The following is a 19,271-nucleotide window of genomic DNA, read 5'->3' as shown; positions in this document are numbered from 1 at the left end:
AGACCCGCATTGGACCGTATCGATGCAATGCAGGCGTTCGTCCGCGTGGTCGAGACGGGCAGCTTCACCCGGGCCGCGGAAACGTTGCAGGCCAGCAAGACGCGCGTGACGCAGCTCGTGCAGCAGCTCGAAGCGCACCTGCGCGTGAAGCTGCTCCACCGCACCACGCGCAAGGTCAACGTCACCGCCGACGGTGCGGCGTACTACGAGCGCGTCGTGCGGCTGCTCGCGGACCTGGACGATGCCGAGACCAGCCTGTCGGCGGCTTCGCACGCGCCGCGAGGTCGCCTGCGCGTGGATGTGCCCGCACCGCTGGCGAGCCACATCGTGGTGCCCGCCCTGCCCGCCTTCCATGCGCGGTTTCCCGATCTGCAACTCGACCTCGGCGCGAGCGACCGCAAGGTGGATCTCATCGACGAGAACGTCGACTGCGTCGTGCGCGGCGGCGAGATCACCGAGCCCTCGCTCCGGGCAAGGCACGTGGCCGATCTGCTCCTGGGCGTCTACGCCGCGCCCGCCTATCTCGCGCGCGCCGGCACGCCGTTGCATCCGCGGGAGCTCGAGGACGGACACCATCGCGTCATCGGATATCGCAGCTCGCGCACCGGCGCGCCGCTGGCGCACGCGATCCGCCGCGGCGACGACACGCTGCAGGTGCGGGGACGTCACGACCTGTCGGTGGACGACGGAAACGCCTACCTCGCGGCGGGAATCGCCGGACTCGGCGTGCTGTGGCTTCCGCAATACATGGCGCGCGCACCGCTCCAACGCGGCGAGCTGGTTGCGTTGTTCGAAGACTGGCAACTCGATCCGATGCCGCTGTACCTTGCCTTTCCGCCCAGCCGCCACGTGAGCCGGAAGCTGCGCATCTTCATCGACTGGATCGTCGAACTCATGGCGGCGCATGCGCCTGCGATACAGGCACCTCGCGGACGCGGTTGACCCCCTCATTCCGACACCCTCTGCCCTCGGGAGAGGGCCTCGGAACGGCGCTTCACTTTTCCTCGGCACGACGCCTGCGCAGCTCGGGCACCGGCATGCCGTACCAGCCCCAGTTCTCCAGCGGCACCTCCTCGATCACGACGAACGTCGAGTCGAGCGGCTTGCCGAGCACATCGAGCAGCAGCTGGCTGACCCCGCGGATCAGCGCGGCCTTCTCTTCCGCGGTGGCCGCGTCGCGGCCCGGGCCGGAACCCTCGCGGGTGATCTGTATGTTGACGATGGGCATTGCCTTGCTCCTGTCGTGAGGGGCGAGGGTTCCCCCGCCCCGGTGGAAGGTCAGTGGCCGGCGCTCTGGCCGCCGTCGACGTGCAGGATCTCGCCGGTCACGAAACCGGCCGATTCCAGGAACAGCACCGCCTGCGTGACATCGGAGATCTCACCGAGGCGAGCCACCGGATGCAGCGCGGCGAGCCATTCGTGCGTTTCCGGCGCGTGCATCGGCGTGCGGATCACGCCCGGCGAAACCGCGTTCACGCGGATGCCGCGCTTGGCGTACTCGATGGCCAACGACTTCGTGGCCGCATTGAGGCCACCCTTGGTCAGCGATGCGAGCACCGACGGTACGCCGTCGATCGCATGGTCGGTGAGGCTCGTGGTGATGGTGACCACGTGGCCGCTGCCCTGTTTTTCCATCTGCTCGATGGCGAGCTGCGTGATGTGGAAGAAGCCGGTCAGGTTGATCGCGACGTTGTTGGCGTAATCGTCGGTGTCGAACTGCGTGAACGGCTTGGCGGTGAAGATGCCGGCGTTGTTCACCAGCGTGTCGATGCGGCCGAAACGCGCGAGGCCTTCCTCGACGATGCGTTGCGCGACGGCGCGGTCGGAAATGTCGCCGGCGACGGCGAGCACGTCGGGATCGGACGACGGCTTGATCGAACGGGAGTTGGCGATGACGCGGTAATCGCGGTCGCGGAAGGCCTGGACCAGGCCGGCACCGATGCCCTGCGAGGCGCCGGTGACGATGACGGTCTTGCGTGAACTGCTCATGGGGTTGCTCCGGATTGAGGGGGATCGGTTTCCGCCGCGTGGGGCGACGTGTTTCCGATGGAGCCCAATCTAGGGACGCAACCCGGTCCTGCGAATCCACGCATTCCGGCAGACATTCTTCCGCGAAACGCTGGAATCGCCGCCTACGATGCGAGCGTGGCGCGGGCGAACTGCGCCCGCAGCCGCGGCAAGGCGAAATCCACGAATGCCCGCACTTTCGGTACGGACAACCGCCCGTACGGCGACACGAGGCTGATGGGAAGCGGGGCCGGTTCGAACTCCGGCAGAAGCACGCGCAACTCATCGCGTTCGACATGTGCCGCGACGTGGTACGACAGCAGCCGCGTCACGCCGTGTCCGTCCACGGCCGATCCCACCGCCGCCTGCACGTTGTTGACGACCAGCCTCGGTACGAACGAGACCGAACGCGGCACCGTCGAGCCCTCCGGCGGAGGAAAGCTCCACGAATCCAGGCCCATGTGCTGCATCGTGACGATCGCGTGCTGCGATAGATCGCCCGGTTCCTCGATACGCGGATGCGTGGCGAGATAGCGCGGCGACGCGACGACGACGCGCCGTGCTTCACCGATGTGTTGCGCGACCAGCGTCGAGTCGGACAGGTGCGTGATGCGAAGCGCCACGTCGATGCCCTCGTCGACCAGGTTCACGGGGCGCTCCAGCAGGTACATGCGCACGTTCACCGTCGGGAATTCGCTCATGAACGCATCGACGATCCGACGCAGCACCTCCACGCCGACGAACACGGTCGAACTGATGCTCAGCGTTCCGCGCGGCACGGATCGCTCGCCTGCGGCCTGGCGGTCCGCTTCGTCCAGGTCTGCGAGGATCTTCCGGCACGCGGCCGCGTAGCGCTCGCCGGCTTCGCTCAGGCGGATGGAGCGAGTGGTCCGGTGCAATAGCGGAACGCCGACGTGGGCCTCCAGGTACGCGACAGCGCGACTGACCGCTGCCGCGGACCGCCCCGTCCGGCGGCTCGCGCCGGCGAGGCTGCCCTCGTCCAGCGCGGCAATGAAGATCTTCATCGCTTCGATGCGGTCCATGGGCGCCGGATCCGGTGGGGAGACGCCAAGCGTGCCAGAGCGGACGGCCCGGATCACGGGCGCATGGACGGCAGGCGCCGCCGCTTAGTCCCTTGCGGGCGCGCCGGCCGCCAGCAGGCCGTGCAGCGCGTCGATCGTCGTCGGCTTGACGAGGTGATGGTCGAAGCCCGCGTCGAGCGCGCGACGGCGGTCTTCGTCCTGGCCGAAGCCCGTCAGGGCGACGAGCATCGGCGTCGGACCCGAAAGATCCCGCACGCGGCGGGCGACTTCGTAGCCGTCCATCCCCGGCATGGCGATGTCGACGAAGGCGACGTCGGGCGCGAAGTCGTTCCACCGCTGCAGGGCGGCCGCGCCGTCGTACACCGCCAGCGGCTGCTGGCCGATGGACGAGAGCATCATCGCGAGCGTATCGGCCGAGGACTGCACGTCGTCGACGACGAGCACGCGGCGCGATGGCAGCGACGACAGGTCGCGATCGCTCACGGCGGACGGTCCCGTCGCCGCGTCGGCAGCCAGCGGCAGGCGCACGATGAATTCGCTGCCCTGCCCGGGCCCCTCGCTGTTCGCTTCGACGGTTCCGTCGTGCAGTGCCACGAGCGTTTCCACCAGCGTCAGGCCGATGCCGAGCCCGCCATGCTGGCGGCCGAGCGTCTGGTCGGCCTGCGCGAACATCTCGAAGATCTCGCGCAGCATTTCGCGCGGAATGCCCGAACCGTTGTCGCGGACGCGCACCACGGCGGCATCGCCTTCGCGACGGGCAGCGATCTCGATACGGCCGCCGCGTTCGGTGAATTTGGCCGCGTTGTGCAGCAGGTTGCCGAACACCTGCACGAGCCGCCCCAGATCGGCTTCGACATGAAGCGGCTGCCCGGGAAGAACGACGCGCAATGCATGGCCATGGCTTTCGATGAACGGTTCCATCGCCTCCACCGCGCCACGAATCGCGACGGCGAGGTCGAGCCGCTCCCGGCGCAGCTCGATCTTGCCGCGCGTGATGCGCGAGACGTCCAGCAGGTCATCGATCAGCCGGATCATCTGGCGCACCTGGCGTCCCATCATCTCGCGCAGGCGGACGGCTTCCTCGGGCCTGCCTTCCAGGCGCGGCCAGATCTGCAACGCGTTGGAGATGGGCGTGAGCGGATTGCGCAGCTCGTGCGCGAGCGTCGCCAGGAACTGGTCCTTGCGCCGGCTCGCCTCCTCCACCGCTTCCTCCGCACGCTTGCGCGCGTCGATGTCGAACACCACGCCGACCATGCCCGCGTATTCGCCTGCTTCCGAATACCACGGGCGGCCGAGGTCGATCGCCCAGCGGTACGTGCCGTCCTTCGCTCGCAGGCGGTACTCGATACCAAGGATGCCGCGCGTGCGGTTGGCCTCGATGAAGGCCGCTCGCGCCGCTTCCGCGTCGTCCGGATGCGTGGCCGTCGTCCAGCCCAGGCCCAGCGCCTCCTCCTCGGTCTGCCCGGTGAACTCGTACCACTGGTGCGAGAGGAACGTGCAGGCGCCGGTCGGATCGGTGAGCCAGAGCGCCGCGGGCGATGCGTCGGCCATCAGGCGGAAGCGCGCTTCGTTCTCGCGCAGCACTTCCTCGGCGAGGCGGCGGTCGGTCACGTCCGCGACGGTGCCCGCGAAACTCGTCACCCGACGCGACGTGCCCTCGCCTTCGAAGGTCGGTATGCCGCGCGCTTCGAGCCAGCGAACGTTGCCGTCCGGCCGCCGGATCCGGTATTCGACCGCGTAGGGGTGCGGCTCGACGGGCTTGGTCGCGGCGTGCACCGCGGCCCACAGGCGCGCCGCGTCGTCCGGATGCAGCAGCCGGTTGATCTCGTCGACGTGGCGCGGCGCCGCGCCGTCGAGTCCGTAGATCTGCCCGTAGCGCTCATCGTGCGTGACGATGCCGGTCGCCGGGTCGTACTGCCACCAGCCGAGTCCGGCCGCATCCAGCGCGAGCTGCCGCTGTTCGGCGAGCGTGCTCAGCCGCTGCGTCTGCGCGTCGCGGGCGGCTTCGGCCAGCACGCTGCGGGTGGTTTCGGTGCACACGCAGTACATGCCGGCGATCGTGCCGTCCTCATCGGCGACGGGCGAATACGAGAAGGTGAACCACGTGGGCTCGTCGTAGCCCTTGCGGCTCATGATCAGCGGGAAGTTCTCGACGTAGGTCGCCTCGCCCTGCAAGGCCCGATGGGCGAGCGGGCCCACGTCGTCCCAGATCTCCCACCAGATGTCCTCGAACGCGCGCCCCAACGCGGAGGGATGCTTGGCGCCGAGGATGTCGACGTACGCGTCGTTGTACAGGAAGCCCATGCGGGGCCCCCAGGCGACGAACATCGGGAAGCGGGATCGCAGCATCAGGCCGACGACGCTGCGCAATGTCTGCGGCCAGCCATCAGGCGAGCCCAGCGGCGAGCCGTTCCAGTCGTGGCGTCGCATCATGCCCGCCATCTCGCCGGGCGCGTCGAGGAAACCTAGGGTGCCACCAGGGGCCATCGAACACCGCGACGCGTCGGAATGCGCTCGATTATTGCACCCGGGCCGGGGGCGCTTTCACGCTGGGGCGTGGTGCCGCCTCAGGCCCGGCGCCCGGCGAGATCAAGCGGCCTCTTCGGAACAACAGGCGGTCGTCAACGCCGTAGACGCGGCAACACGTCGCGCGCGAACGCGTCGATGAATTCCTTCTGCCGCGTGCTCACGTTGTGCAGGTACAGCGCGTCGACGCCCATGTCGAGGTAGGTCTGCAGCCATTTCACGTGCTGGTCCGCATCGGCCGCGACGTGCACCGCCTTGGCCACCTGCTCCGGCGTGACCTGCTCCGCGAGCGCCTCGTACGCCTGCGGCGTGCCGATGTCCTCCGACAGTGCCGGCTCGAGCACGTTCGTCGCCCATTGCTCGTGCGCCTCGCGCAGTGCGGTCGCTTCGTCCGCCGCGTACGACAGCTTTACCTGCAGGTACACGGGTTTTCCTGCCCCGCCATGGTTGCGGAAGGCTTCGACGATCGGCCGGAGTTTCTCCAGCGGCTGGCTCATGGTGATGAGTCCGTCGGCCCATTGCGCACCCCACTTCGCCGTCTTCTCCGACAGCGCCGGCACGAACACGAGCGGCGGCTTCACCGGACGCGTGAACAACCGGGCCTGATCGACACGGAAGGCGCCCTGATGGTCGACGCATTCGCCGCGCCATAGCGCGCGCATGACCTCGACCGCTTCCAGCAGACGTCTGTTGCGCTCTGACTTGTCGGGCCACGGGCCGGCCATGCGTTCGTTCAATGCCTCGCCGCTGCCGGCCGCCAGCCAGAAGCGACCGGGGAACATCGCGTCGAGCGTGGCGGCTGCCTGCGCGATGACGGCCGGGTGATAGCGACCGACCGGCGCGTTCACGACGCCGTACGAGCACGACGTCGTCGCCATCGCCGCGCCGAGCCATGTCCACGCGTGGCCGCTTTGGCCTTGGCGGCGACTCCACGGATGGAAGTGATCCGAGCACATCACCGCATCGAAACCGCTGGCTTCGGCATGCGCGGCCAGACGCAGGAGCTCGCCGGGCGGGAACTGTTCGTGCGATGCATGGAAGCCGATGCGGGTCATGTCGCGAGCGTACCGATCGCGCGTGAACATTGTGACGAGCTGGCGCGATGACGCCGTCTTTTCGACGCGCGTGCTACATCGTCGCCATGGATACGAAGATCGGTCATACGACCTGGGCGATTGCCGAAGGCTACATACCGGGCTGGAGCAACGGCCCCAAGCCCGCACTGGAAAGCCACGAGACGTGCTGCATCCTTAACGCGTCGGACCGGGATGCGCACGTCCGCATCCACGTGTATTACGAGGATCGCGATGCGGTCGGCCCCTACACGCTGACGGTGAAGGCCGGTCGCACGCGGCACCTTCGCTTCAACGAGCTCGACGACCCCGAGCCCATCGCGAAGGAAACGCCGTTCGCGAGCGTGATCTCGTCCGACGTTCCCATCGTGGTACAGCACACCCGACTGGACTCGCGCCAGGCCGAGAACGCACTGATGAGCACGATTGCCTTCGGGCAAGGCTGATCGCGTCGCCATCGCCATGCCGATCATGGCCGATGGCTGGACGCCGGCATCACGCGGGCGTCGGAAGAATCGATTCCATGGACGCATTTTCGATTGAGCGCAGCCTGATTCGACTGCGCGTTCGTGAGCACGCTTCGTACATCAGCAAGGGCGACACGGTACTCGCGACCGGCGCGTCGGGCTTCATCGAAGGTGGGGAGGAAGGGCTGTACGTGCGCCAGACGCGCATCCTCAGCCGCTACCGCTGCCAGCTCGGTCGCCGTCGCCCGCATCCGGTCACCAAGTCGAACGTGCGGCAGGACAGCTGGATGGGCTATTACATCGTGCCCGCACCCGGTGAACCGGTCGGCGACGATGCGATCGCCGCCGCCGCGCAACAGGCCGTGGAGCTGCAGGTGTCGCGCTGGGTCGGCGACGGGATGCGCGAGCATTTCGTCCTGACCAATTTCACGCAATCGCCGGCGCAGCTTCGGATGACGCTGGAGATCGACGCCGACTTCGCCGATATCGAGGAGACGCATGGACCACGGCAACAGGAAGGCACGCGAAAACGGCACTGGAAACGCGACGGCGACGTCGCAACGCTGACGTTCGATTACGTGGCCACGCGCGACGTGCGCCGCGACGGGAAACGTCAGCATCTGCGTTTCGATGCGGGCGTGACGCTGCGCATCGAGACGTCGTCCGGCTCGCCGAAACACCGCGGCGGGCGCGTCCAGTTCGACATCGACCTCGCGCCCGGCGCCAGCTGGCATGCCGACCTGGACTGGTGCGCGCGCTTCGGCGACGAGGTCCTGCCGCTTCCGATCCGCGACAACGAGCTCGATGGCATCGAGTCCAGGCGGCCCGGCATGGAGTTCCTGCGCGAGGCGACCGAGGTCGCGGCGCTGGATCACGAAACGCTGGCCGGCGTGGTCGACAGCACGCTCAATCGCGCCCGCCATGATCTCGCGGCATTGCGCCTGCAACGCTTCGATCGCGGCCCGCGCGCGTGGACGGTCGCGGCGGGCCTGCCGATGTACGTCGCGCTGTTCGGTCGCGACACGCTCACCACTGCGCAACAGAGCGCGATGCTCGGCCCGGAGATCCTGCGCGGCACGCTTCCGGTAATGGCGGAGTGGCAAGGCACGGAGGACAACGCCTGGCGCGACGAACAGCCGGGCCGCATCCTGCACGAAGCGCATCCCGGCCCGCTGTCGATGCTGCAGTACAAGCCCAAGGACCGCTATTACGGCACGCTCACCGCCCCTGCCCTGTTCTGCACGGCGCTGGGGCATCTGTGGCAATGGACGGGCGATCGCGATGCGGTCGAGCCGATGATCAAACCGGCGATGGCGGCGCTGGAGTGGCTCGACACGCACGCGTTCGACGAGAAGCTTGGATTTCACCTTGTCGCCACGCGGTCGAAGGACGGCCTGAAAAACCAGACGTGGAAGGATTCGGACGAAGGCATCGTCGAAGAGGACGGACGCACGGCGGAACATCCGGTCGCGACGTGCGAGGAGCAAGGCATCATCCATGCGGCCCGGCACGCAATGGCGCAGATCCTGGAGTCCTTCGGACACGAAGACGAGGCGAAGCGGCAACGCGCCGCGGCCGAGGCCCTGAAAGCGCGTTTCGATGCGACCTTCTGGATGGACGACATCGGCTCGTTCGCGATGGCGCTGGCGCGCGACGGCCATCTGATCCGCTCCGTCGGTTCGAACGGCCTGCGCTGCGTGGGCTCGGGCATCGTCGAGGACGAGCGCATCCCGCGCCTGCTCGAACGCTCGTTCGCGCCCGATCTGTTCAGCGGCTGGGGCATCCGCACACTGTCCAGCGATCATCCGGCCTACAACCCGTATGCGTACCACCGCGGCACGGTGTGGCCGGTCGAACACGGGCCGTTCGCGATGGGCTGCCAACGCCACGGCGCGCACGACCGCGTGGAGCAGATCGCGCGCGCGCAGTTCGAGATCGCCTCGGCATTCGATCAATACCGGCTGCCTGAATGTTTCAGCGGGCACGCGCGCGACAAGGCGCATCCGTTCCCGGCCACGTATCCGCAGTCGAATTCCCCGCAGGCATGGTCGGCCAGCACGGCGATCACCCTGACGCAGACGCTGCTGGGCATGCAGCCGTTCGCGCCGCTCGGGTTACTCCTCCTCGATCCGCACCTGCCAACGTGGCTGCCGGAGCTTTCGGTGCGCGGCCTGCGTGTCGGCGCGGCAAGCGTCTCGCTGCGCTTCTGGCGCGATGCCGCGGGAACCACGCAGTTCGAGATCCTCGAGATGGACGGAAAGCTCTCCGTCGTCCGGGCCGTCACCACGTGGCGCGATGTGTTCGCGCCGCTGGACGACGTCGCTTCGCGGTTCACCTGACGCGACCGTCTACGCCGCGTGCACGCGGGCGGCTTCACCGCGGTTTGCCGGTGGGCGAGGTAAGACGCAACGACCGCTCACTGGAGAACCGGATGACCACCGCACGCACCATTCCCGTCTGGAAGAACGCCAACGACCTCTCGAAGTGGTTCGTCACCGACCTCGATTCGCACGCGCTGGATGTCGTCGTCGTGGGCGCCGGCATCGCCGGGCTGAGCGCGGCGCTCTGCCTGCTGCGCGAAGGCCGCAAGGTCGTCGTCATCGACAAGGAAGGCATCGGCGCGGGTGAGACGCTGCGTACGTCGGCCCATCTGTCCAACGCGCTCGACGACCGCTATTACCGGTTGGCACGCCAGCACGGCGATGACGGCGCGCGACTGGCGGCGGCGAGTCACGCGGCGGCGATCGACTGGATCGAGGCGGTCGTCGAAGCGAGCGGAAAGGATTGCGGCTTCGCCCGCGTGCCGGGCTATCTGTTCGCACACGATCGCGATGCCTCGAACCTGGAGAAGGAAGTCGACGCGGCCAACGCAGCAGGTCTCAGCGCGACGCTCCTGCAGGCAGGCGACGCCCTGCCCGCCTCGTTCGGCCCGGTGGTGCGTTTCGAGCGTCAGGCGGTCGTCGACGTCGGACGCTACATCCAGGTGCTTGCCGCGGAAGTCCGCGAGGCCGGTGGTCGTTTCCTGCGCGCGGAGATCGTCGACATCAAGGGCGGCTCGCCCTGCACCATTTCGCTGCGGAATGGCGAACTGAAGGCGAAGACGGTCGTGGCGGCGACGAACGTACCGGTGCATGAAACTGGCGCGACGTACATGAAGCAGGCGGCGTACCGTTCGTACGTCGTGTCGGGCGACGCGCCCGCGGACCTGCCCGATGCGCTGATCTGGGACGACGCCGACCCGTACCACTACATCCGCAAGTACGTCGACGAGGACGGCGAGGCGAAGATCATCGTCGGCGGCGAGGACCACAAGACCGGTCAGGACGACGACCCGGAAGCCTACGTCCGCCTGCAGGCGTGGACGCGCGAACACTTCCCCGGCGCCACGCACTTCACGCATGGCTGGTCCGGCCAGATCATCGAACCGGTCGATGGCCTCGCCTTCATCGGCCGCGATCCCGATCACGAGAACGTCTACCTGGTGACCAGCGACTCGGGCAACGGCCTGACGCATGGCACGCTCGCGGCGCTGCTCATCGCCGACATCGCGCAGGGGCGCGACAACCCGTGGGAAGCGCTGTACGACCCGTCGCGAAAGCCCGTGCGCAGCGCGGGCGAATGGATACGCGAGAACGCCAACGCCGCGCTCCAGTTCCGCGACTGGGTGCGGCCGGCCGATGTGGACGATCCGCAACGGATTCCACTCGGCACCGGCGCCGTGCTGCGTCGTGGCGCGCATCGCATCGCCTGCTATCGCAGCGGCGATGGCCGGCTGCATACGTATAACGCGCGCTGCCCGCACATGGGCTGCGTCGTGCGCTGGAGTGGCGAGGAGAAATCCTGGGATTGCCCGTGCCACGGCTCGCGCTTCGACGGCGAGAGCGGCGCGATCCTCAACGGTCCGACCAGCGAGCCGCTCGCGCCGATGGAGCTCGATCCCCGCTGACACGCTACCGTCCTCCGCCATCGACGCAGAGGGCGGAGGACGCAGCGCCCCCGATCAGCCGTCCTGCTTCGAACGGGGAATGACGGAGATGTTTCCGTCGTTCTCCACGGTCGCGTCCTTGATGTCTTCCATCCGGTCGATGCCCTGCGTGTGGCGGGCCGCCATCAGGATCTCCTCCTCGTCCACGCGCGACTTGTCCATGTTCTCCTTCAGCATCCTGCCATCGCGCACCAGCGGAAGCGGCATGCCTTCCAGCACGCGGCTCGCCCACGGCCAGTAGTGCTTCGCAACCGACAGCGCGATGCTCATGCCCGTCAGCGTCATGATCAGCAGGATGGCGTTGGTGATCGAGTGATCGCTGTCGACCATCGCCTCGTTGGTCACTTCCGAGATGATGAGCAACAGGATCAGCTCGAACGGCGACGTCTCCGCCAACGTGCGCTTTCCGGAAATGCGGAAGATCAGCCACAGGAAGATGTAGATCGTCATGCCGCGGATCACGGATTCCATGATGGCCTCCTCATGGGTAGACGAACTGGTCGATCGCCAGCGCGTGTTCGCCGGCGATCGACGCCTCGCCGCGCATCCGGCCGAAGGTCGACGGCCGGTAACGCAGGTCGATGGTCGCCGGCGACTCGCCCGGCGCCACGTCGAAGACGAACTCGGTGTAGTCCGCGCCGCTGGCCTGGCTCAGCGGCTGGGGCACGATCGACTCGATCTCCATCCGCGACACGATCGCGCGGTCGATGCGCAACCGCACGGCACCGTCTCGGCGAAGCGACGGATGCACGTGGAAGCGCATCAATGACGGCGCGCTCGAACGGAGCAGGCGGTCGTACTCGATCGTGACCGTCTGCCTGGAGCCGACCTGCGCCTCGCTGAGCACGCCACCGCCGAATGCGCCTAACAGCGCGGCAGCGAGCGTCAGCGCGATGACGAACCACGCGACCCGCTCGACGCGCCAGGCCTTGCGGTGATGACGCATTACCTTGTCGAAATCCTCGTTCGTCCCTGTCATCGGCAGCGTCCCTGCCCGGTTTACTGGGTCATCGACTTCACGGCGCCCTTGACGCCCGCCTTCGCCTTTTCGCCGGCGATCAGCGCGGCCGCCGCGTCGGACTGCTTCCATTCCTCGTAGTCCTCGTCGAACTGGGCGCGCTCTTCCGCAGTGAACAGTTCGCGCGCCATCTTGAACATGGTCTTTTCTTCTTCCTTGGCGTGGTGGTCGATGAACTCGCCGAACACCTTGGTGCGACCGGCGAACTCGGGCGTGCCCGGATCGGCCGCGTGGACTTCCGGAATCACGGTGTTCTCCACCGCGTGGTGCTCGGTCAGCGCCTCGGCGTAGGTCTGGATGCCGTCGCGGTCGGCGCGTTCCTTGAATGCGGGGTAGAACACCTTCTCTTCCCACTTCGCGTGCGGAAGCAGCGAGGCCTCGATCTTCTCGAGGAGCCCTTCGCGCTTCTTGACGCCGCGGTCGGTGGTTTCCTTGAGTTCGGCGAAGAGCTCGCGCAGCTCGTCGTGCTCGGCCTTGAGGGTCTTCAGGATATCTCGTGCCATTGTTTGTCGCCTGCCGATGGGGTGGGTTCCTGCAACATCGCAATTCGCCGGTGGATGTCGCGTGGACGTTGTGCTCGTCACGCGTTCTCGACGACAACGCGCGAGCCACGATCGCCATCGACGTTATGGATGAGCCTGGTGCGACCGCGTCGTCCACGTTGATCGAAGTCGCGGGGTCGTCTCGCGTGCAGCTCCGTCGCCTGATCGCGCGTTCACCGCTCTCCCACCGCGCGTTTCGTAGCGTGTCGTGAACTCATTCAGGCAGGCACAGAAATGGACGACCGAAAGTTCGAGCGAAAGCTGTGGGACCACATCGAATCCGATCGCACCGTGATGCTCGGGCTCACCTCCGATCCCGCCGGCCATTCGCGCCCGATGACCGCGCTGCTCGACAAGCAGACGCCGGGCGAGATCTGGTTCTTCACCTCGACCGAGAACGAACTGGCACAGCAGGCGGCCGCGCCCATGCCCGCGTTCTGCGCGTTCGCGTCCAAGGGCCACGAACTGTTCGCGACGATCGGCGGCACCGTGCAGACCATCCTCGACCGCGACGTGGTGGATCGCCTCTGGAACGCGTTCATCGCCGCGTGGTACGAGGGCGGCAAGGACGACCCCAAACTCATCCTGCTGCGCTTCACGCCGGCCGAAGCGGAGATCTGGCTGAACGAGCACAGCCTCGTGGCGGGCCTCAAGCTGCTGATGGGTCGCGATCCGAAACAGGATTACGACGACAAGGTGGCGAAGGTCGATCTCTGATCGCGGAGGCCGCCGATCTTGAGCCTGAAGCATTCCGACTGGCCCGAGCGCCTGTGGATCGTGCGGCATGGCCAGAGCGCCGGCAACGCCGCGCGCGATGACGCCGAAGCGCGCGGGCTGGGTCTGATCGACATCCAGACGCGCGACGCGGACACGCCGCTGTCGCAGCTGGGCCAGCAGCAGGCCGAAGCCCTCGCGCATTGGTTCTCGTCGCAACCGCCGCATTTGCGGCCGACCTGCTACTACAGCTCGCCCTTCGTGCGCTCAATGGACACCTGCCGCGCGATCGCGAACGCGCTCGGCAAGGATCCGGACGAGATCAGCATGGACGAGCGGCTTCGCGAGAAGGAATTCGGTGTACTCGACCGCTACACCACGCGCGGCATCATCGAGACCTTCCCCGAACTTGCCGAGCAGCGAAGGCGCGTGGGCAAGTTCTATTTCCGTCCGCCCGGCGGCGAGAGCTGGTGCGACGTCATCCTCCGCCTGCGCAGCGTCGTCGAGGTGCTGCGCCGCGACCACGTCGGCGATCGCGTCATCATCGTCGCGCACCAGGTGATCGTGAACTGCTTCCGTTACCTGCTCGAATGCATGGACGAGCAGACCATCCTCGCGATCGACGCGAAGGCCGACGTTCCCAACTGCGGCGTCACCGAATATGCGCTCACCGGTGCGAGCGACGAGGCGCGCTTCTGCCTGCAGCGCGCCAATTTCGTCGCGCCCGAGCTGGTGGAGGAAGCCGCCGTCACGCGTGCGCCCGACCGTCCGGTGGGACCGAAGTGACCAACAAGCCCCAATACCCGCTGCCTCCGGTGGACGAAACGGCCGGGAAGGAAGGCCGCGGCCGCGTGCTGGTCATCGGCGGCTCGGCGGAGATTCCCGGTGCCGTGCTGCTCGCCGGCATGGCCGCGTTGCGCGTGGGTGCGGGAAAGTTGCAGTTCGCGACGGTGGCGTCGGTCGCACGGCAGCTCGGCATCGCGATGCCGGAAGCACGCGTGATCTCGCTCGAAGAAACAGCGAACGGCGACATCGCGGTCGCAAGCGACGCTCTGCTTGAAGCGGCGCGGCGTGCGGACGCCTTGATCGTCGGGCCGGGTTGCGACCCTACTCCGCAATGGCTGGAGATCGTCGGTGCGCTTGCGCGCGAATCCCGCGGAACGCTCGTACTCGACGCCGGCGCGCTGAGCGCGGTGGAAGCGATCGAAGGGGCGACCGCGCGATGCATCGTGACCCCGCACGCCGGCGAAATGGCCTCCGTCACCGGCCTGCCGATCGAGGAAATTGAGAAGGATCCAGCGCAGGTCGCCCAACGCTACAGCGAGCAGACCGGATGCATCGTCGTGCTGAAGGGCGCGACCACGCATGTCAGCGCGAATGGTAAAAGCGCCTGGGTGCACACCGGCGGCAGCATCGCGCTGGGGACGTCGGGTTCGGGCGATGTGCTCGCGGGCATCATCGGCGGGCTGGCGGCCCGCGGTGCCGATCCGCTCGTCGCCGCGCAGTGGGGCGTGTACCTGCACGGACTCGCGGGGCGCCGGTTCGAACGCGACGTCGCCGATGTCGGACTGCTCGCGCGCGATCTGCCGGCGATGCTCCCCGCCCTGCTCCGGGAGCATGCCGGCCAGTAGCGACTGCGATTACAGGGTCGCGGCGCCGCCCGACACCGTCAGCAGCGCGCCCGAGGTGTAGCTGGATGTATCCGCCGCGAGCATGACGTAGGCCGACGCCAGTTCGACGGGCTGGCCGGGACGCTTGAACGGGGTCTGTTCGCCGAACGTTTCGACTTCTTCCGGCGCCATGCCGGCGGGAATGAACGGCGTCCAGATCGGTCCGGGCAGCACGGCGTTCACGCGGATCTTCTTCTCGGCGAGCAGTCCGGCCAGGCCGACGGTCATGTTCGCGATGGCGCCCTTGGTCGCCGCGTACGGCAGGATATTCGGCGACGGCTTCTTCGACTGCACCGACGCGGTGTTGATCACGGAAGCGCCTTCCTGCATATGCGGCAGCGCGAGGCGGACGAGGTTGAACGGCGCGTGCACGTTGGTGTTGAAGTGCTTGGCCCACTCTTCCAGCGTGATTTCCTCCATCGACTCGTAATACTTCTGGTACGCCGCGTTGTTCACGAGCACGTCTATGCGGCCGAAGCGTTCGGCGACTGCTTCGACGGTCTTGGCCGCGAGCTCCGGATCGCTGATGTCGCACGCGAGCGCGACGCCGTCCACGCCCGCCTTCTTCACGAGTTCAAGAATGCGCCGGGCGTCCTTCTCTTCGGTCGGAAGATGCACGATCGCCACGTCCGCGCCTTCGCGCGCGAATGCGATCGCCACGGCGGCACCGATACCGCTGTCGCCGCCGGTGATCAGCGCCTTCTTGCCGGCAAGCAGCCCGTGACCGACGTAGCTGTCCTCGCCATGGTCGGGGCGCGGATCCATCTTGTCGGTCTTGCCGGGGAAGGACTGTTGCTGGGGTTTGAACGGAGGACGCGGATAATCGGGTACGGTCATGGTCGAAGTCATGTAGGTAGGTCGCATGACTATTCCGGTTCGCGCGTAAGCCGACGAGAAGGAAGCAGGCCCTGTCGGACACGTGGCCTTTACGCGCAACCCCACGCGGAGCGACAAACGCAATGCCCCATGCAAACGCGATCGTGGTCATCGGCGTGGCCGGCAGCGGCAAGAGCACGGTCGCGCTCGGGCTCGCCCGGCATTACGGGTATGTGTTCCTCGACGCGGACGATTTCCACGCCGACGACGCGAAGGCGCAGATGGCCGCGGGGGTGCCGTTGATGGACGCGCAGCGCGAGCCTTGGGTCGCCGAACTCGGGCGGCAGCTGCAGGCGCTCGCATCTCGCGGATCGTCGAGCGTGCTGGCGTTTTCCGGGCTGCGCGCGATCCATCGCCAACGCCTGCGCGACTGCGGCGTGCCGATGCGTTTCGTCTATCTGGATGCGCCGCCTGCGACGGTCGCCGGGCGGCTCGAAAGCCGGCTCGGCCACTTCATGCCCGCTGCCCTGCTCGCCAGCCAGTACGAAGCGTTGGAAGAGCCCGTCGGCGAGGCGGACGTCATCCGCGTCGAAGTCGGCGGAACGCCTGCGCAGGTGCTGGAACGGGCGATCGCGTTGCTCGACGCGTCGCCCGGGGCCTGACCTACGCGCCGCCGCGTTCGGAAAGCAGCGTGGCCACGCGCCGCAGCAGGCCGGCGATGTCGACCGGCTTGCTGACGTGCGCATCGAACCCCGCTTCGCGACTGCGCTCCACGTCGGTATCGCGCGCGTAGGCGGTGACCGCGATGGCGGGCGCGTCCCGGTTCGGGCCTTCGGTGCGGCGCAAGGTCTGCATCAGCGAGAATCCGTCCATGAACGGCAGGCCGACGTCGGACACGATCAGGTCGAAACGCCGCTCGCCGAGCAGGTTCAGCGCGAGCTCGGCCGAACCCACGTCACGGACCGTCGCGCCGTGTTCCTCGAACGCGAGCTTCATGAGCCGGCGCGTTTCGACCTCGTCCTCGATGACCAGGATGTCGCGCGCCGACAGTGCCGCCGGGCTGGCCGTCGCCTGTTCGTCGGCGTGCGCGTGCGTGAGCGGAATGCGCACGTCGAAGCGCGCGCCCTGCCCGAGGCCGGGACTCCACGCGGTCACGGTGCCGCCGTGGAGCAGCACCAGTTCGCGCACGATCGACAGTCCCAGGCCCAGTCCGCCCGCGCTGGACGGTCGCGAATGCGCGGCCTGGCGGAACCGCTCGAACAGCAGCGCCGCATCGTCCGGATCGAAGCCGACGCCGTCGTCGTGCACCGACAGCACGGCGTGCCCGTCTTCGTCGGCGAGTGTGACTTTCACCACGCCGCCGGGTTCGGAGAACTTGATCGCGTTTGACAGCAGGTTCCACGCGATCTGGTGTAGGCGCGGCGCGTCGCCCAGCACCGCGTACGGAATGTCGATGTCCGTTTCGATGGCGATCTGGCGCTGCGCCGCCATTTCGTCGACCGATGCCACCACGTCACGCAACACCGCGGCGAGATCCGTCGGCGTCGTGGTGACCGTCAGCTTGCCCGAACTGGCACGCGCCACGTCCAGCAGGTCGCCGAGCAGGCGCGCCTGCAGGTGCGCACTGCGCTCGATCGCCGTGAGACCCTGGTCCAGGTGCACACGCGCGTCGGGGCGCTGCAGCATCGAGGACCACATCGAGATCGTGTTCAGCGGATTGCGCAGCTCGTGCGAGACCAGCGCGAGGAAGGCGTCCTTGGTCTGGTAGGCGGTCTCGGCCTCGGAGCGTGCCGCGCGCTCGCGTGCGAGCAGGCTCTCGCGTTCCAGGCCCAGGGTGTGCTCGACCGTGCGGTCGGCCAGCACCACGACGACGCTTTCCTCGTCCACCAGGCCCACGCGCCATTCCATGAACGCCGTGGGACGTCCCGGTCGTTCCAGCGTCGCGGTGCCGCGCAGCGGTCCGCTGCCGCCGCGCACGGCGTGGAAGGAGGCCGACAGGAATTCCGGCAGCGCTCGCTGCTCGACCGAAAGCGAGCCGGCGTAGTCGCGGAACGCGTCGTTGCCGAGCGTCAGCTCGCCCGCGGCGTTGAACACCGCGATGGCGACCGGCGCGCTGTCGATGACGGACGCCAGCTGGGCGCGCAGGCTCATCTGCGCCCGTTCGGCCTTGCGTGCGCGCACGAGCGCGTTGATCGTCGCCACCAGCACGCCGGCACTTACCGGATGCGTCAGGTAGGCATCACCGCCGGCCTCCAGGCCGACGACCTTGTCGGAGTCCTGCATGTGCTGCGCGCTGAGGTGCAGCACCGGCAGCGACTGCGTGGCCGGATCGGCACGCAGCCGGCGGCACACTTCGAACCCGTCCAGGTCGGGCAGGTTCACGTCGAGCACCACCGCATCGCAGCCCGATGCGAGCCGCAGCGCTTCCTCGCCGGTGACCGCCTCGATCACCTCCATGCCGTTGGCCGTGAGCATGCGTCGCGTCGCGTATCGCGTCGCGTTGGTGTCGTCGACGAGCAGTACCGGGCGATCCAGCAGGTGCGCGTTCGCCATCATTCGGCGGGCTCCGCCAGTTCCTCCACAGGCCCCTTGACCGGCAGGACGACCGAGAACACCGAGCCCTCGCCGAGGCGGCTTTCCACTTCGACCCGGCCGCCGAGCAGTTCGGCGAACCGCTTGCAGACCGACAACCCGAGCCCGGTCCCGCGCCAGGCGGGCGTCCTCAGCGAACGCACCTGGGAAAACTCGACGAAGAGGTTGGGAAGGTCATGCTCGGCGATCCCGGGTCCGGTGTCGGCGACGGAAAGACGGACGTGATTGTCGGGTTCGGACCGTGCCGAAATGGTGATGGTTCCCGCCTCGGTGAACTTCAGTGCGTTCGATATGAAATTGCGCAGGATCTGCGCGACCTTCTGGTTGTCCGAGAACAGCGCCGGCACGCCGTCGGGTTCCTCGAACACGACCTCCACGGCGGCCGAGGTCGCGATCGGCTTGAACATGCCGCGCAGCGCCGCGAACAGGTCGATCAGCTCGAACCAGTCCGGCGAGATCGTGATGCGTCCGGCCTCGACCTTGGCGAGGTCGAGCAGGTCGTCGACCATCCCGCTCATCTCGGCCGAGCAGGACTGGATGAAGGCGACCTGGCGCTCCTGCTCCTCCGACAGCGGGCCGTCGAAGCGCTCCAGCAGCAGGCGCGCCATGCTCTGGATCGACACCAGCGGCGTGCGGAATTCGTGGCTCATGTAGGACAGGAACCGGCTCTTCAGGTCCGAGACCTGCCGCAGTTCCTCGGCCTTGTCGTCGAGTTCGGCGTATAGCGCCAGCACGCCCTGGTTCGTCTCGGCCAGCTCCTCGCGCAGCATGGCGATCTCGCGCTGAGCGTTGGCCAGTTCCTCTTCGGTTCCGCCCAT

Annotated in this window: 19 protein-coding genes; 8 read left to right on the top strand and 11 right to left on the bottom strand. The window is 67.6% G+C overall.

Features of this window, described 5'->3' with window-relative positions; translation table 11 throughout:
* Window positions 1-27 precede the first annotated feature (27 nt).
* Window positions 28-942, top strand: a complete 915-nt coding sequence (locus tag GOY17_RS09035; RefSeq protein WP_198173932.1) for a LysR family transcriptional regulator — start codon at window positions 28-30, stop codon at window positions 940-942.
* 52 nt (window positions 943-994) lie between these two features.
* Here the strand turns inward: GOY17_RS09035 and GOY17_RS09030 are convergent, their stop codons facing one another.
* The 5 genes from GOY17_RS09030 to GOY17_RS09010 form a co-directional block, all read right to left on the bottom strand.
* Window positions 995-1,228 (bottom strand): tautomerase family protein, encoded by a 234-nt coding sequence (locus GOY17_RS09030; protein ID WP_115842353.1) that lies wholly within the window; start codon window positions 1,226-1,228, stop codon window positions 995-997.
* Between the two features lie 50 nt (window positions 1,229-1,278).
* Window positions 1,279-1,989 (bottom strand): SDR family NAD(P)-dependent oxidoreductase, encoded by a 711-nt coding sequence (locus GOY17_RS09025; RefSeq protein ID WP_157030124.1) that lies wholly within the window; start codon window positions 1,987-1,989, stop codon window positions 1,279-1,281.
* A gap of 143 nt (window positions 1,990-2,132) precedes the next feature.
* Window positions 2,133-3,050, bottom strand: a complete 918-nt coding sequence (locus GOY17_RS09020; protein WP_157030123.1) for a LysR family transcriptional regulator — start codon at window positions 3,048-3,050, stop codon at window positions 2,133-2,135.
* An 84-nt stretch (window positions 3,051-3,134) separates the two neighbouring features.
* Window positions 3,135-5,483, bottom strand: coding sequence for a PAS domain-containing sensor histidine kinase (locus GOY17_RS09015; protein ID WP_198173877.1), 2,349 nt, complete (start codon window positions 5,481-5,483; stop codon window positions 3,135-3,137).
* Window positions 5,484-5,671: 188 nt separating this feature from the next.
* Window positions 5,672-6,631, bottom strand: a complete 960-nt coding sequence (locus GOY17_RS09010; protein ID WP_157030121.1) for a TIGR03885 family FMN-dependent LLM class oxidoreductase — start codon at window positions 6,629-6,631, stop codon at window positions 5,672-5,674.
* A gap of 47 nt (window positions 6,632-6,678) precedes the next feature.
* On the opposite strand from GOY17_RS09010, the gene GOY17_RS09005 reads away from it, so the two are divergent.
* From GOY17_RS09005 to GOY17_RS08995, 3 genes are all read left to right on the top strand, one after another.
* Complete coding sequence (locus GOY17_RS09005; protein ID WP_232338570.1) at window positions 6,679-7,095, top strand: sensory rhodopsin transducer; 417 nt, start codon at window positions 6,679-6,681, stop codon at window positions 7,093-7,095.
* Between the two features lie 77 nt (window positions 7,096-7,172).
* On the top strand, window positions 7,173-9,455 hold the full coding sequence (locus GOY17_RS09000) for an amylo-alpha-1,6-glucosidase (RefSeq protein ID WP_198173876.1): 2,283 nt from the start codon (window positions 7,173-7,175) through the stop codon (window positions 9,453-9,455).
* Window positions 9,456-9,547: 92 nt separating this feature from the next.
* Window positions 9,548-11,062, top strand: coding sequence for an FAD-dependent oxidoreductase (locus GOY17_RS08995; protein WP_157030119.1), 1,515 nt, complete (start codon window positions 9,548-9,550; stop codon window positions 11,060-11,062).
* A gap of 54 nt (window positions 11,063-11,116) precedes the next feature.
* On the opposite strand, the gene GOY17_RS08990 is transcribed toward GOY17_RS08995, so the two are convergent.
* The 3 genes from GOY17_RS08990 to GOY17_RS08980 are packed head-to-tail and all read right to left on the bottom strand — an operon-like array spanning window position 11,117 to window position 12,622.
* Window positions 11,117-11,572 (bottom strand): DUF421 domain-containing protein, encoded by a 456-nt coding sequence (locus GOY17_RS08990; protein ID WP_157030118.1) that lies wholly within the window; start codon window positions 11,570-11,572, stop codon window positions 11,117-11,119.
* A 10-nt stretch (window positions 11,573-11,582) separates the two neighbouring features.
* Window positions 11,583-12,080: a hypothetical protein gene (locus tag GOY17_RS08985; protein WP_157030117.1), complete on the bottom strand. Its 498-nt coding sequence runs from the start codon at window positions 12,078-12,080 to the stop codon at window positions 11,583-11,585.
* 20 nt (window positions 12,081-12,100) lie between these two features.
* Window positions 12,101-12,622 (bottom strand): hemerythrin domain-containing protein, encoded by a 522-nt coding sequence (locus tag GOY17_RS08980; protein WP_157030116.1) that lies wholly within the window; start codon window positions 12,620-12,622, stop codon window positions 12,101-12,103.
* A 273-nt stretch (window positions 12,623-12,895) separates the two neighbouring features.
* Here GOY17_RS08980 and GOY17_RS08975 point away from each other — a divergent pair, with 273 nt between their 5' ends.
* From GOY17_RS08975 to GOY17_RS08965, 3 genes are read left to right on the top strand one after another with little or no spacing between them, the layout of a single operon-like run.
* Window positions 12,896-13,378 carry a pyridoxamine 5'-phosphate oxidase family protein gene (locus GOY17_RS08975; RefSeq protein WP_157030115.1) on the top strand — a complete coding sequence of 161 codons (483 nt, stop codon included), beginning with the start codon at window positions 12,896-12,898 and terminating at the stop codon, window positions 13,376-13,378.
* 18 nt (window positions 13,379-13,396) lie between these two features.
* Complete coding sequence (locus tag GOY17_RS08970; protein WP_425482297.1) at window positions 13,397-14,161, top strand: histidine phosphatase family protein; 765 nt, start codon at window positions 13,397-13,399, stop codon at window positions 14,159-14,161.
* Window positions 14,158-15,006 carry an NAD(P)H-hydrate dehydratase gene (locus tag GOY17_RS08965; protein WP_157030114.1) on the top strand — a complete coding sequence of 283 codons (849 nt, stop codon included), beginning with the start codon at window positions 14,158-14,160 and terminating at the stop codon, window positions 15,004-15,006. The genes GOY17_RS08970 and GOY17_RS08965 overlap by 4 nt, the downstream gene beginning before the upstream one ends.
* A gap of 9 nt (window positions 15,007-15,015) precedes the next feature.
* On the opposite strand, the gene GOY17_RS08960 is transcribed toward GOY17_RS08965, so the two are convergent.
* Window positions 15,016-15,882, bottom strand: coding sequence for an SDR family oxidoreductase (locus tag GOY17_RS08960; RefSeq protein ID WP_157030113.1), 867 nt, complete (start codon window positions 15,880-15,882; stop codon window positions 15,016-15,018).
* 122 nt (window positions 15,883-16,004) lie between these two features.
* On the opposite strand from GOY17_RS08960, the gene GOY17_RS08955 reads away from it, so the two are divergent.
* On the top strand, window positions 16,005-16,523 hold the full coding sequence (locus tag GOY17_RS08955) for a gluconokinase (RefSeq protein WP_198173875.1): 519 nt from the start codon (window positions 16,005-16,007) through the stop codon (window positions 16,521-16,523).
* A gap of 1 nt (window position 16,524) precedes the next feature.
* On the opposite strand, the gene GOY17_RS08950 is transcribed toward GOY17_RS08955, so the two are convergent.
* Together GOY17_RS08950 and GOY17_RS08945 are read right to left on the bottom strand one after the other, a co-directional pair.
* Window positions 16,525-18,417: a hybrid sensor histidine kinase/response regulator gene (locus tag GOY17_RS08950; RefSeq protein ID WP_157030112.1), complete on the bottom strand. Its 1,893-nt coding sequence runs from the start codon at window positions 18,415-18,417 to the stop codon at window positions 16,525-16,527.
* The gene (locus GOY17_RS08945; protein ID WP_157030111.1) at window positions 18,414-19,271 is read right to left on the bottom strand and encodes a sensor histidine kinase; all 858 of its coding nucleotides are present in this window, start codon (window positions 19,269-19,271) and stop codon (window positions 18,414-18,416) included. Before GOY17_RS08945 ends, GOY17_RS08950 begins: the two co-directional genes overlap by 4 nt.

The sequence above is a fragment of the Lysobacter soli genome (assembly GCF_009755585.1).
In the GTDB taxonomy this organism is placed as follows: Bacteria; Pseudomonadota; Gammaproteobacteria; order Xanthomonadales; family Xanthomonadaceae; genus Lysobacter_J; species Lysobacter_J soli.
Note: the sequence above shows the minus strand (reverse complement) of the source record. Positions and strands in the feature narration are given on the sequence as shown.

Bases quoted from the DNA above. Each gene is read 5' to 3' on its own strand.
- GOY17_RS09035 (WP_198173932.1), top strand. From the start codon at position 28: ATGCAGGCGTTCGTCCGCGTGGTCGAGACGGGCAGCTTCACCCGGGCC.
- GOY17_RS09030 (WP_115842353.1), bottom strand. From the start codon at position 1,228: ATGCCCATCGTCAACATACAGATCACCCGCGAGGGTTCCGGCCCGGGC.
- GOY17_RS09025 (WP_157030124.1), bottom strand. From the start codon at position 1,989: ATGAGCAGTTCACGCAAGACCGTCATCGTCACCGGCGCCTCGCAGGGC.
- GOY17_RS09020 (WP_157030123.1), bottom strand. From the start codon at position 3,050: ATGGACCGCATCGAAGCGATGAAGATCTTCATTGCCGCGCTGGACGAG.
- GOY17_RS09015 (WP_198173877.1), bottom strand. From the start codon at position 5,483: ATGATGCGACGCCACGACTGGAACGGCTCGCCGCTGGGCTCGCCTGAT.
- GOY17_RS09010 (WP_157030121.1), bottom strand. From the start codon at position 6,631: ATGACCCGCATCGGCTTCCATGCATCGCACGAACAGTTCCCGCCCGGC.
- GOY17_RS09005 (WP_232338570.1), top strand. From the start codon at position 6,679: ATGACGCCGTCTTTTCGACGCGCGTGCTACATCGTCGCCATGGATACG.
- GOY17_RS09000 (WP_198173876.1), top strand. From the start codon at position 7,173: ATGGACGCATTTTCGATTGAGCGCAGCCTGATTCGACTGCGCGTTCGT.
- GOY17_RS08995 (WP_157030119.1), top strand. From the start codon at position 9,548: ATGACCACCGCACGCACCATTCCCGTCTGGAAGAACGCCAACGACCTC.
- GOY17_RS08990 (WP_157030118.1), bottom strand. From the start codon at position 11,572: ATGGAATCCGTGATCCGCGGCATGACGATCTACATCTTCCTGTGGCTG.
- GOY17_RS08985 (WP_157030117.1), bottom strand. From the start codon at position 12,080: ATGACAGGGACGAACGAGGATTTCGACAAGGTAATGCGTCATCACCGC.
- GOY17_RS08980 (WP_157030116.1), bottom strand. From the start codon at position 12,622: ATGGCACGAGATATCCTGAAGACCCTCAAGGCCGAGCACGACGAGCTG.
- GOY17_RS08975 (WP_157030115.1), top strand. From the start codon at position 12,896: ATGGACGACCGAAAGTTCGAGCGAAAGCTGTGGGACCACATCGAATCC.
- GOY17_RS08960 (WP_157030113.1), bottom strand. From the start codon at position 15,882: ATGACCGTACCCGATTATCCGCGTCCTCCGTTCAAACCCCAGCAACAG.
- GOY17_RS08955 (WP_198173875.1), top strand. From the start codon at position 16,005: ATGCCCCATGCAAACGCGATCGTGGTCATCGGCGTGGCCGGCAGCGGC.
- GOY17_RS08950 (WP_157030112.1), bottom strand. From the start codon at position 18,417: ATGATGGCGAACGCGCACCTGCTGGATCGCCCGGTACTGCTCGTCGAC.
- GOY17_RS08945 (WP_157030111.1), bottom strand. From the start codon at position 19,271: ATGGGCGGAACCGAAGAGGAACTGGCCAACGCTCAGCGCGAGATCGCC.